Here is a 12412-nt window from a genome sequence, read left to right as displayed (position 1 = left end):
CGCACGCGAAAGAGATACGCTAGCCACTCTCTTGTGCGCATCGCAATGTGGGTGGTTTCAGAGCTATAGAGGGCTTTGTAAGGGCACTATAGCTGCCCAGAAATGAAGGCATATCTTTGGTCGATCAGTGCAGTCAACAAGCAGTAATATTCATAAGGCTTTTGCTCTTAAGCTCTGGGCAGGGCGGGTGATGCCACGGCGGTTTATGAAGACCCTCATGATGGCGTCCTGCATGACCTGGCTTGCCGGAGTTGCGCAAGCGAGTACGGATCAGGGATGCGCCGCGGCACCGGAACCGGTTGTTTCACTGGATCACGGCAGTCGCTACATCGCGGATGACAGTTCCCGCTCGATTGTTGATCCCACCTCCAACGCGGATGTGAACGCCCAGCTCAAACCGATCGACGCCTTTATCCGCAGCCTTGTCCAAGAAGCCAACAGCGTGCTTGCACAAAAAGGCGATCCTGCGCAAAGCGCCAATTGCGTGGTTGCTCAACTGGCCCACTGGGTCCGAGCTGACGCGCTTTCAGATCTCAAAAATCTCACAGCCAATTTTTCAGTTGGTTCCAGATTGGCCGGGTTTGCCTTCGCCTATGCGCAGGTGCGCCCCTATGCGAATTTAACACAGGACAAGACTGTCATTGAAGCATGGCTGCTGCAGCGGGCCCGCGAGCAAATGGCGTTTTGGGAAGAAGATGCGACGCCCGGTTCCAAGCGTGGCAACTTGCGGGCCTGGACGACACTTGCGATCAACCTCGCGGGGTTTCTGACCAAAGATGACAGTGCCTTGCGCTGGTCCGCTTGGTCGGCGACCTTTTTGCAATGTCAGGCTCTGGAGGATGGCAGTCTTCCGCAGGAGATGAAACGCGGGAAATATGCGTTGCACTATCAATTGCACGCCATCGCGCCCTTGGTTGTCACAACTTTGTTGCTGGAGAGGCAAGGTTTGTCCATTCGGGGTGTTTGCGATGATGCGCTCGTACGGGTTGTGCGTTTTGCCATGAGTGACCTGGAATCGGGTGAAAAGAGCCAGGCCTATTCGGGAAAGCCACAAAGCTATTTTGACGGCTCCGAAAGCTTGGAGAAATATCAACTGGCTTGGCTTGAAGCCTATCTGCTTCTCTACGTAGATGCGCGATTGGCGCATTTTGCCCAAGGCTTGCGCCCACTGTCGCATTCTAAGCTTGGTGGACGGCAAGATATTCTCTGGCAGGCCTGGGACCCGCGACACGATTTCTAAAACTGCTCGAAACGTTTTTCAACACGTGCGGCCCCGTTCCGACAGAAACGGAGCACATATGACACGCTCAAACTTCATGTTTCGCGCGCAGAAGACGCATAGCGTGCGGAAGCCTCATAGTAGTCCTCAAACCCGATCCGTTCGCGGAGTTCGCTGAATGTCATCAGACCCGGGCGGTTGTCTTCTCGCATGGCTTGCAGACAGGTCACCATGGCCTGCATGGCGCTTGCCATGAGGGAGAGCGGCTAGGCGGCGATGGAATAGCCGATGTCTTGGAGAGCTTCGTTGGACAGATCGGGTGTTTCGCCGCCTTCAACGATATTGGCCATGTGGGGCAGCGAAGAAATGGCGCAGATTTCCCGCATTTCCGCTTCACTGCGCGGAGCTTCTACAAAAAGGATATCTGCGCCCAGCTTGGCGAATTCTTCCGCGCGGGCAAGCGCCTCTGGTAAGCCATGTTCGTGGCGTGCGTCCGTGCGTGCCAGAATAAGGATGTCGCTTCCTTGCGAGCGGAGCTCTTCACGGGCATCGACCGCAGCGCGAATGCGGTCAAAGGCCTCGCCACGTCCCACCACCGCTTTGCCGGGCGTGTGGCCGCAGCGTTTGGGGGCCAGTTGATCTTCGATCATCACTGCCGCACAGCCTGCACGGGCAAAGCCTTTCACGGTGCGTTTCACGTTCATCGCGTTGCCGTAGCCGGTATCGCCGTCGCCGATCAGGGGAATGTTGACTGCATCCGCAATATTGCGCGCCTGATCGACAACTTCGCCATAGCTCATAAGGCCAAGGTCCGGCTCGCCGATGCGGCTGGCGGATGTAGCGAAGCCTGACATGAACGTCAAATCATAGCCTTCCTGTGCAATCAGCTTTGCGGATAAAGCGTCAAAACAACAGGGCATGATGTGGCATCGGTCTTCGGCGAGAATCGCGCGGAGCTTTGCGGCTTGGGTCATAGAGAGATCACCATTTGAAAGGAATGTAGAGCGCCAGATCTGGCACGATGTAGAGAATTGCAACAGACAGCAGCATCAGCGCGAGGAACGGCCAGACGCCGCGTGCGACCTCCCCAAGCGAAACGCGCGCAACCGCTTGGATCACATAGAGGTTCAGGCCAACCGGGGGCGTGATCAGCGCACATTCGACCATGATCACCATGAAGATGCCAAACCAGATCGGGTCAAAACCGAGGCTCATCGCAGCAGGGAGCAGCACCGGCGTCATGATCAGGATCATCGACAGCGCTTCAAACACAAGTCCCATCACCAGCAACACCACACAGACCAGCAAAATGAACACAAGAGGCCCGTCGATATTGGCGGCAATGAAGGCAGAAATATCCTGCGGGATCCGGTAAAGCGCGATGGCTTTGCCAAACACCTTCGCTCCGGCCACGATCAGCAGGATTGCAGTGGTTGTGATGGCGCTTTCGCGAACCGCTTCCCAGAAGGTTGCCCAGGTGAGTGTGCGCAGCCAGAAGACTGTGATCAGAATAGCCGCAGCAAACCCGACGGCCGCCGCTTCGGTCGGGGTGAATGCGCCGGAGTAAAGCCCGAGAACGATCAGCAGCGCGAGGGCAAAGGAGGGCAGGGCGCGGACAGAGCTTTGCAGGCGCTGTGCCATGTCCGCTTTCTCAACCGGCGTGTAGGCGGGGGAAAGGCGAGCATAAAGCATGGCAAAGGCCACAAAAAGCGCAACCAGCAACAGGCCCGGGCCAATCCCGGCCAAAAACAGCGCGATGACGGATTCTTCGGCGACAAAGCCAAACACAATCATCGGGATGGACGGGGGGATCAGAATGCCGAGTGTGCCCCCCGCTGCAAGCAACCCGTAAACAAAGCGCTTGTCATAGCCACGGCTGACCATTTCCGGAATTGCGACTGTGCCGATGGTCGCTGCTGTCGCAACGGATGATCCAGAAATCGCGGCAAACAGCCCGCAACTCAGGATCGTGGCCACCGCAAGTCCGCCGGGCCAGTGACCCACCCAGGCTTGTACCGCCGCAAAGAGATCACGCCCGACACCGCCTTTCAGCAGAACGTTGGACATCAGGAGAAACAGCGGAACAGCCAGCAGGATAAAACCATCCAGCGTAGAGAGAACAGCCTGAGGCGCCATCAGTGGAGAGAAGCCACCCAGCATCAACATGCCAAGCCCAAGCCCTCCGAGCGCAAAGGCAACAGGCACACCGATGAGCAAGAGAGCAAACAGGCAGGCGAGGATCAGGACAATGGTCATTCGTGGCTCGCTCCCAATGAGGCGACGTGCTGAAAACGCAGAGAGAGCAACTCAACTACGGCCTGAGCCGTCAGCAAGCCAAAGCCGACCGGAACGGAAAGCTCCGCAATCCAGCTGGGCAGGTTCAGGAGTGATCCGGTGGTGCGCCCACGCTCCCAACTGTCGTGAAATATGTCCCAGCCCCAGTAGGCAACGCAGGCAGAGAAAAGAATGAGCACCACCAAAGACAGCGCCACGCATAGGCGCTGGGCGGTAGGGGGCAGCAGCGCGGTGATCGCATTTACCGTGATATGACGACGGATACTGAGCACCCATCCAAGTGAAAGCAAACAGCCCCAGATCAGACAGAGCTGGCTGAGTTCCGCAGCCCAGATCGTGGGTTTGATAAAGAAATACCGCGCGATGACCTCATAGGTCAGCATCGCGCCCGTAGCCGTCATCAGGCACGCGCCAAGCAGCCCGGCGAAGCGCGACAGAGTCGTAATGATATGCATGAAATCAGAAGCGGGCGGCCCTCATAAAGCGCCGCCCGAACCCTTTTCTTAGTTGCTACCAGCAGCGTTGAGAACAGTTTGACCGGCCTCACCGGACGCCGCGAGATAGGCGTCATAAACGGGCTGTGCCACGGCTTTCCACTGCGCAAGCTCATCATCGGTCAATTCAACGATGTTCATGCCGTTTTCCTTTGCTGCGGCATAGGCCTCAGCCTCAATAGACGCCATCTTGTCGCGCACACTCGCCTGAGCGACCGCTGCGGCCTCGGTAATGTGACCGCGAATGTCGTCTGACAGGCCGTTCCACCACTCATTGTTGACCACCACAACAAACTCGATGTCGGCATGGTTGGTGACGGTGATGGTGTCCATCACTTCCCAGAGTTTGCGGGATTTCACACCGGATACGCCGGTCATGCCCACATCAACGGTGCCGCGCTGATAGGCAAGGTATTGTTCTGAGCCGGAGATCAGTGTTGGTGCGCCACCCGATGCTGTCACGAAGTCACCAAGGGTTTTGCCGAAAACGCGCACCTTTTTGCCTTCCATGTCTGCCGGGGTGCGGATTGCGCCACCGTTGGACAGCATGATCGCGCCGCCGTAGGCCTGCCAATAAAGGACCTGCCCACCGGTCTTTTCGATCTCGGCTTCAATGGTCTCGCGCACCTCGGAGCCTTCGGCGACCGCCGCGCGTACTTTGTCTTCATTGTTCAGCAGGAACGGCATGTAGAAAACATCTACCACCGGCGCATCGCCGACATAGCGTGTCAGAGACGCGACGCCCGCTTCAATGGCGCCTGAGCCGACCGCTGCAGGCACTTCTTTGTCTTTATAAAGCGTTGCGCTGTCATAGATTTCCACATCAATCGCGCCGTCCGTGCGGGCCTCCACTTCCTTTTCAAACAGAAGCAGGTTTTGGCCCAGATGGCTTTTAAGCGGAAGCTGAAGCGAAATCCGCATCTTTTCCTGAGCCACAACCGCAGAAGCCGTCAGGGCAACGCCAGCGGCGGCCCCCAAAATAACTTTGAACATAATTTCCTCCCAAAGAATGCCCGCAGCACCGCGCGCAATTCACTGAACAATGCAATCAAATTTCTGTGAGCTTGGCAAGAATAAAGCCCCGCAGGCGTGTGAAGCGTCGATTGTCTTCGCTCCAACATCAATGTGAGGTTTCAAAATTCGCCGGACCTCACAGTCAAGGTTATGGAGAGGCCGATTGAGCCGCCTATGGATCGGCTCTGAGGTCGTGTGGCGCTGGATCACAGGATCGAGCGCCACAGGTTTTGTTCAGAAAAGTGGGGAAATGGAGCAGTCAGCAGTCTTTTTCCGCTCGCTGCCCCGTCACCAAAGCAAGGCGTTACGCGGCCATATCATCGCGCATTTCTGCGCTGTTTTGCTGGTTGCCGATATCAAACGTCGCTACAGTGTCGCGCAGCTTGCTGGCATCCTTGGTCAGCGAGTTTGCTGTCTGTGAAGATTCATAGACCAGGCTCGCGTTCTGCTGCGTGTTGTGGTCAAGGTTTGACAGTGACGCAGACACCTCAGACATTTGAACAGACTGCTCCTGTGTTCTGCCCGAGACCGCCGAAATCAATTCATTGATGTTGTCCATCTCGGTTTTCACAGCCTTGATCAGCTCATCAACACGACCCGCCAGACCTTTGCCTTCCGATACGCGATCATTGCTGGTTTTGCTCAGATCGCTGATCTTGGTCGCGGCATCCGAAGTATGCTGCGCGAGGCTTCTCACCTCGGTCGCAACCACAGCAAAACCGCTGCCGGATTGCCCCGCACGCGCGGCTTCCACACCGGCGTTCAGGGCCAAGAGGTTGGTTTGGAAGGCGATGCTGTCGATCAGGTCAGAGATTTGCAGGATTTCGACCGAAGACTCGGCGATGGATTTCATTGCGTCCATCACGCGGTCAAACTCTTCGGCCACGTTGCTGGCACTCTGGCCCGCGGTTTGCGCAGCTTCCCGCACCTTTTCCGCATTTTGCGAGGTTTGGCGGACAGAGTCTGTCAGCGATGTGGTCACCGCATTGGCTTCCTCCAGAGATGCGGCATGGTCATTTGCCGCTCGTGAGACGCCATCCATCATTTTGGAGAGATAGGAGGCGCGATCATCAAGCGTATCCGCACCCATGCGGGCCTTTGACACGATCTGCTTCAACTCAGAACGCGCGGTCTCCGCATAGGACAGAAGCTCCGCATAGCGACCTTCGAGGTCCGTCGAGACTGGTTCTGCAAGATTGCCCGTAGCGATCTTTTTGAGGATTTCGGAGATTTCGCTGAAGGCTTTGTCCAATTTGGTCATCAAGCCGTTGGTGGCATCCACGATGCCCTCACCGCCAGATACATTGGTCTGAATGCGGCCGGAGAAGTCGCCAAACTGCGCGCGCTCAGCGATTTGCTGAACCTCTGCGCTCAACATCTCATTGTTGCGCGCAGCTTCGATCGCAACATTCAAGCTGCGGGCAAGCTCGCCAAACTCATCCTGGCGCTTCGCACCGGGGACCTCATCAACCGCTTCCCCCTTAAAGTGGGACTGCATGGTGCGTGTCAGCAACCCAAGGGGACGCAACATACCCAGCGTAAGCATCAAACCCGTGAGTACCACTGCGGCGATGATCACAAAGACCGAGATCTTTGAGGCTTGTTCCGCAAACTTATACTCTTCGGTCAAAGCAGAAATCTGGCCCGAAATCCGCAGCTCCGGCGACGCAAGGAACTCGTCCAGCGGCGCCATGATGTCTGCCTTATACTGGTGATACTGTTTGGAGTGCATCAGATCACGCGCGAGCGCAAAATCTGGCGCGGCCTTCACGGTATAGGCGCCGGTGCTATCCTGATAGATCCCTTTCACCGCATTCATTGCGCGGACTTCCAGCGCGACCAGCCCATCGGAATTTGCCTTGGCCTGTGCCAGAAGTTCGAACTCGGCGTCGGTGAAGCCCGCGTCTCTCATAAGGTCTTCAAGGGAGCGCGTAATGCCGCTGCCTGCGGGCACTGGATGGCCCGCCGCCACAAAATCCCAATAGATGCGATGATAATCCGAGGGTCTTTCTTTCTCGCCGTTCCGGATGGCGAGAATGTCCATATATTGCGCTTCGTAGGCCGGATCGGCTGTCACAACATAGGTCCGCGCAAGCCGTGTGAGGTCATCGCTGGACTGGCGCAATTCGTCTGCAAGAAGGTATGATGTATATTGCTGCTCATAGGCGTTGCGCAGCGCTTCGCCGGATTGGGTCCGCATACTGCTGGTTGTATAGACCAAGAGCGCGCTCAGGAGGCCGATGGCGCTTAGAGCGATGCCTAAAATGCTAATTCGATTTCGAGCAAACATTTGATTCCCCGTTGGTGCATGTTCAGGGACCGCTTTTGCATGGCGTTCGTTGATAACTAGATAATCAAAGGATGAAATTTTGAGCAGAAATGCTGTGTTTCTGGAGCTGTTTTGGCTGAATTTAGCGAATTTAAGGGGAAATTAGGATTTATGTCGGTTGGCGGAAGATCTTGATAAATATGCGAAAAATTTCTTCCACAGGTTGTTTTTGATGTCCGTGGTCAAACAGGCGGTGTTCTCAATCGGTGAACCCAATAATTTTGAGTGTCTGAAGCGTTTACATGTCTGATCGTGTCGCCTGTCTAGAGCCTCAAGCTGAGACTTTGCTGTGAACGGCGGCGCTCATGCGGCGTTTCGAGATAGGTCGCCTAAAAAAGAACCGAAGCGCCGCAGATGGGTTTTCGGTTTGGCGGGCGGCGCAGATGTTTTGCGTGTGTTGTGGCAATTGGATCAGAGACAACAACGAGAGACGGTCAAATCTGCAAGCGGAGCGACAGCAAAGGCTTGCCACATTGACCTGACCAGATTTCAACCACTTGTTGTGCGTTGCAGGTAACATGATCGCCGTTTTTTTAGCTTTCTACGTGTCCGGACCACCGAAAATTGGCAGCCTTCGCTGCAAAGTGATACGGAGATCCAAAGGCACATTGGATCCGTCCTTTCGGACGGCGCTCAACAAGACGGAAGGCAAATGCATTTTCTGAGCTCTGGTTACCGTACGGGGCGCCATGCCCGGTATTGAAACCCTTGATGTAGTGCCCAACCACTGGGTGCGATCCATTCTCGCGTTGCCGCATCTTTCTAAGCACCGTCAGGAGGCGCTCGACGCTGCGGGGCTTTCTCACAGTAGTCTGGAAGATATTGGCGGCCCGATCCCTCGCGGCTCTGAAACGGCCCTTCTCGATTTCTTTTCCGACCGTCTCAATAGCGCCTATGTTGGGGCCGAAATTGGCATTGCGCTTGATCCGCGCAACAACTCGCTGCTGACGTATATTCTGTTCAACTCACACACATTGCATGATGCGATCCACCATGTGCAGCGGTTCACGCCCATCACCCGACCGCGCGCACGGATTGAGTTGCGGGAAACCAAAGACCACATCGATTTTATTGTTGATGGGGTTGGCCCAAACCTTCTTCTGAACCTCCACCTGATCGAATTCTCGCTTGGTGCGATGCTGGGCGCACTGCGCACGGCCACCGACACCGCAGGGCTGGCGATACAGGTTGGCCTAGCCAATCCGCGTCGAAACGGTCGGCGGGAACTGGCAGAGATCTATGGATGCCCGGTCGAACTGGGCGCGGATCAGAACTATTTGCGCTTCCCTGTCTCGGTTATGGACACAACCATACGCGGGGCCGATGAACATCTACTGGGCCATCTGACCAGCTACGGCGAAGTGCTGCTCAGTCGCAATACACGCCATCCCGCAACGCTCGCTGAAACCGTTGAACGGCATCTGTTGCATGGCATGGCATCCGGTCGCCCCAAGCTTGGGGATACGGCAGATGCGCTTGGAATGTCTGAGCGCACCCTCAATCGCCGCCTTCAGATGGAAGGCACCAGCTTTCGCGATCTGGTGTCCAACACGCAGATGAAACTGGCGCGTGCCTTTCTGAGTGACCCAAATCTGTCCTTGGCGGAAACTGCGCATCTTTGCGGGTTTTCGGATCAAAGCAGCTTTACGCAGGCCTATCGCCGCATGACGGGAAAAACGCCCAAAGCTGACAGAATATTGCTCATTAAAAGCAACGGGTTGCGATAATCCGCCGATGGCGAATTTCCTAAAAGGAATGGCCGTACATCAACATAAAATCTGTGTTTCAGTTGACCCAAGCGACCACCACTCGCGGAACGACTAACATGAAGCAAGGGCGAACAATTGATGTCAAACGGCACTTTCTCCGACTTCCTATCGGCACTTCTGGCGTTTGAGTCGGGCTGGGATCGGGATCGGTATGAAACCGGCGTCATTCAGGATTGGCAATTGGACACTTGGGCCGGAGGTCCGGTCACGGATTTCTTCCCGGGCTACAACAGCTGGGGCGACCTGAGCGACAGTGAATGGGAGGCGATGGCCTACCGCTCAACCAATTCGCTTGGCTTTGTCGGGTTTCAATTTGGCGAAGCGCTTCTGATCGATCTGGGCTATTATGACGACGATCAGTTCTACGGCAACGGCGCCTCTACCAACACATGGGATGGAAGTTGGACGGGGAAAAACGGCGTGACCTCTCTTGAAGAGTTCATGACCAAAGAGGCGCAGACCGTCGCCATTCAGGAGGCGTTTGGCCTCAACCTTCAAATCATCACCAACGGCTTGGAAAACGCGGGGCAGAGTCTCGATGATTTCCTTGGCCAGACCACGACCTACACGGATGGGAGCGGCAATACCGTCACGGTGGAGCTGACGTTGACAGGTATACTGGCTGCGGCTCATCTGCGGGGCGCTTACGGCACGCTGAATCTGTTGCAAAGCGGGGCTGTTTCCACAGACGAATATGGAACGTCGATCCTGCAATATATCGACCAATTTGGCGGCTATGATGCGGCGTCAGTGGAAGACATGATTGCGTTTTTTGAGGACCGCAAAACCGGCGACGAAGGGCTGGGGACCCCGGACGGAAGCACCGGTGGGGCAGACGGGGGTAACACTGGCGGGCAAACTGACAGCGGTTCCGGTGACGGCGGACCTGGAGCCTCGGGTACAGCCGTCGGCAACGGCACCGCTGGTGTCGATAAAGACAGCGCAAATGTGGTGCTGACATGGACCTATGGGGTGGCCGCACTGGTCACGGATTTTGATCCAGCCACAGATACAATCTTCGTTGATTGGATCTCCGCAAGCGATCTTGAAGTGACCGAAACCAACGGCTCTGTGGTATTTTCCGTGCCCTCCAATCAACAATCGCTTACGCTCGTTGGCGTCACATTGGCGGACTTGTCCGCAGCCAATTTCACCATTCTTGATAACTCGGCGGCGCAGGAAATCCTGAGCCTCATTGGGGATGGCAACAACACTGCAGACAACACCGATCCAGATACGGACAGCGGTTCTGACACGGACAGTGGCGCCGGCGATGGGGGTGAAACAGGAGGCGGCACCGGCGACGATGGGACGGATAGCGGCCAAGGCGAGGGCAATACGCCTGAACCGACGCCAAGCGGATCAGCTGAGGATTTTGACAACCCGGCGATCACCAAGACAAACGCGGATGTCGTGATCACCTGGGCCTACGGCACGGCGCGTGTTGTGACGGATTTTGATCCTCAGAGCGATACCATCTTCATTGATTGGATCGGTGCGGATGCGCTTGAGATCACTGAGGAAAATGGCTCGGTTGTGATTGCGGTGCCGTCCAACGCGCAGTCTCTTACTTTGCAGGGTGTCACGCTGGATATGCTTGTGGCGGGCAACATTCACGCGCTCGATGCGACGGCGCGGGCTGAACTTTCCACGGTTGTCGGGCAAAATGAAGGGCACGACGTTGGCTCAGATGCCGGGGATGGGGACACCAGCCACGGAAGTGACGGCCACGGAGATGAGGGGCATGGAGGTGACGGCGACGAAAGTGGCGGGCATGGCGACGGCCATGATGGCGGCGCTGGGCACAGCCATATGCATGTCACGATCAGTTATGACAGTCCCGCGCGTGTGATTGATGGCTTCCTGCCCAATATGGGGGATGTGATTGAAGTCAGTGCTGATGTGACCGCCGCAGATTTTGAGATTTTTGAGGAATCCGGCGATGTACTGGGCCAGACCGTGCGGGTTGCGATCACCCAAAACGGCGTGACCACTCAAACCATTCTGACCGGTTTTGGTTTGGATGATCTCTCCATTGCCAATTTTTCAGCAGACAACCAGGGTGTGCTCAACGAAATTGCCAGTGCCATCGGCACACAGATTTCCACCCCAAATGCGGGTGGTTACACACTCAGCTATGACGCCGACGGCTCTAACCCGGCAGAAGTCACGGGCAGCACGGATGCGGGTGGACAGATTTTTCGGGCTGACAGCAACGCGGATGACATCGTCGGGTTTGATGCCTCCGTCGACCAGATCGATTTTGGCGGCACGTCGGTCCACGGCATGATCGTGACCAAATCTCTATCGGGCGAAATTGTCATTGACAGCCCTTGGTCGGACGCCGCGCAGATTGTTCAGGGTGTCACTTCTCAGGATGTCAGTATCGAAAGTTTCGGCATCGTCGGGAACGAGCATTTTCGGCAGGATATGGGTGGCGTGATTTCCTGGGAGCAGGGCATTGGCCCCCGCGAGGCGGACACAGTCTATATCCGCAGTCACGAATACGGCAGAGCTGAGGTTATCGACAACTTTGATCCCACCACAATGAAAATCAGCTTCCTCTACTTCGGCACCCGCGAACGTTTGAGCGTTGAGGATACCGAAGCGGGTTTGATGATCTCCTCTCTGCCGAGCGGGCAAAGCTTTACCTTCACGGGGGTGAGCAAGGCTGATCTGATCCCGGGTTTGGTCGAATTCCACTTCGATCAGGTGATGGAGGACAATCTGGAAACGCCGTTTGGCTTTGATCAAAATGATGTCACACTTGTCGATCGCACGGTTCTTCTGACGCCAGAGGCCCCTCTTGGGGCCACCACAGATGGCTATCAAACCCGCACGGGCGATTTGACGGGCAGCGCGAGCAATCCTGATGGTGCAGAAGGGGATGGCGGTGCTACCGAAACCGGCGGCAATCCTGATGACACTTCCGGTGGCGCAGGGGCAGGCGCGGTCCCCAACGGTGTGGTGACCCTTGGAGAAGGCGTCGATGTTGTTGATATCGATTGGAACTGGGGCGCGCGCACCACAATCGATGGCTTCAATCCCGATGAGGATATCTTTGATTTCAAGTCCCTCAACGGAGATCAGATCGACATCAACGAAGTGGACGGCAATCTGCAGATTGAAGTCCTCAACAATGGCGGAAACGTCACCACATTCACCGGCCTTCAGGCTGAACAGCTGAGCCTTGATAACTTCACTGCAAGTCCAAACAATCCAATCCTTGATGAGGCTGGTTTGTTGATGGCGCAGCTGACCGAATTTGGTTTTGACCCGTTGGGGTGACCTG

At 56.0% G+C, this 12412-nt stretch carries 9 protein-coding genes; 3 read left to right on the top strand and 6 right to left on the bottom strand.

Going from position 1 to position 12412, the window contains the following annotated elements:
- Window positions 1-379 precede the first annotated feature (379 nt).
- Window positions 380-1240 (top strand): alginate lyase family protein, encoded by an 861-nt coding sequence (locus J7400_RS17660; protein ID WP_209065405.1) that lies wholly within the window; start codon window positions 380-382, stop codon window positions 1238-1240.
- Between the two features lie 74 nt (window positions 1241-1314).
- Here J7400_RS17660 and J7400_RS21235 read toward each other — a convergent pair whose 3' ends face one another.
- The 6 genes from J7400_RS21235 to J7400_RS17635 form a co-directional block, all read right to left on the bottom strand.
- Window positions 1315-1473: a hypothetical protein gene (locus J7400_RS21235; RefSeq protein ID WP_247738891.1), complete on the bottom strand. Its 159-nt coding sequence runs from the start codon at window positions 1471-1473 to the stop codon at window positions 1315-1317.
- A 12-nt stretch (window positions 1474-1485) separates the two neighbouring features.
- A complete protein-coding gene (locus tag J7400_RS17655; protein ID WP_247738890.1) occupies window positions 1486-2193 on the bottom strand; it encodes an isocitrate lyase/PEP mutase family protein in 708 nt (235 codons plus the stop codon).
- Window positions 2194-2200: 7 nt separating this feature from the next.
- The gene (locus J7400_RS17650) at window positions 2201-3475 is read right to left on the bottom strand and encodes a TRAP transporter large permease (protein WP_209065404.1); all 1275 of its coding nucleotides are present in this window, start codon (window positions 3473-3475) and stop codon (window positions 2201-2203) included.
- The gene (locus J7400_RS17645) at window positions 3472-3915 is read right to left on the bottom strand and encodes a TRAP transporter small permease (RefSeq protein WP_247738889.1); all 444 of its coding nucleotides are present in this window, start codon (window positions 3913-3915) and stop codon (window positions 3472-3474) included. The genes J7400_RS17650 and J7400_RS17645 overlap by 4 nt, the downstream gene beginning before the upstream one ends.
- Before the next feature lie 102 nt (window positions 3916-4017).
- Window positions 4018-5001 (bottom strand): TRAP transporter substrate-binding protein DctP, encoded by a 984-nt coding sequence (dctP, locus tag J7400_RS17640; RefSeq protein WP_209065402.1) that lies wholly within the window; start codon window positions 4999-5001, stop codon window positions 4018-4020.
- Window positions 5002-5326: 325 nt separating this feature from the next.
- Window positions 5327-7312, bottom strand: coding sequence for a methyl-accepting chemotaxis protein (locus tag J7400_RS17635; protein WP_209065401.1), 1986 nt, complete (start codon window positions 7310-7312; stop codon window positions 5327-5329).
- A gap of 728 nt (window positions 7313-8040) precedes the next feature.
- On the opposite strand from J7400_RS17635, the gene J7400_RS17630 reads away from it, so the two are divergent.
- Entirely contained in the window at window positions 8041-9078 is a 1038-nt protein-coding gene (locus tag J7400_RS17630) for an AraC family transcriptional regulator (protein ID WP_209065400.1), read from the top strand.
- 120 nt (window positions 9079-9198) lie between these two features.
- Window positions 9199-12408, top strand: coding sequence for a hypothetical protein (locus tag J7400_RS17625; RefSeq protein WP_209065399.1), 3210 nt, complete (start codon window positions 9199-9201; stop codon window positions 12406-12408).
- Window positions 12409-12412: the final 4 nt, after the last annotated feature.

The sequence above is a fragment of the Shimia sp. R9_2 genome, assembly GCF_017743735.1.
Lineage (GTDB): Bacteria > Pseudomonadota > Alphaproteobacteria > Rhodobacterales > Rhodobacteraceae > Shimia.
Note: the sequence above shows the minus strand (reverse complement) of the source record. Positions and strands in the feature narration are given on the sequence as shown.

What these genes read in the sequence shown, in the direction of transcription:
- dctP (WP_209065402.1), bottom strand. Translation starts at nt 5,001, where the DNA reads ATGTTCAAAGTTATTTTGGGGGCCGCCGCTGGCGTTGCCCTGACGGCT.
- J7400_RS17645 (WP_247738889.1), bottom strand. Translation starts at nt 3,915, where the DNA reads ATGACGGCTACGGGCGCGATGCTGACCTATGAGGTCATCGCGCGGTAT.
- J7400_RS17650 (WP_209065404.1), bottom strand. Translation starts at nt 3,475, where the DNA reads ATGACCATTGTCCTGATCCTCGCCTGCCTGTTTGCTCTCTTGCTCATC.
- J7400_RS21235 (WP_247738891.1), bottom strand. Translation starts at nt 1,473, where the DNA reads ATGGCAAGCGCCATGCAGGCCATGGTGACCTGTCTGCAAGCCATGCGA.
- J7400_RS17655 (WP_247738890.1), bottom strand. Translation starts at nt 2,193, where the DNA reads ATGACCCAAGCCGCAAAGCTCCGCGCGATTCTCGCCGAAGACCGATGC.
- J7400_RS17630 (WP_209065400.1), top strand. Translation starts at nt 8,041, where the DNA reads ATGCCCGGTATTGAAACCCTTGATGTAGTGCCCAACCACTGGGTGCGA.
- J7400_RS17625 (WP_209065399.1), top strand. Translation starts at nt 9,199, where the DNA reads ATGTCAAACGGCACTTTCTCCGACTTCCTATCGGCACTTCTGGCGTTT.
- J7400_RS17635 (WP_209065401.1), bottom strand. Translation starts at nt 7,312, where the DNA reads ATGTTTGCTCGAAATCGAATTAGCATTTTAGGCATCGCTCTAAGCGCC.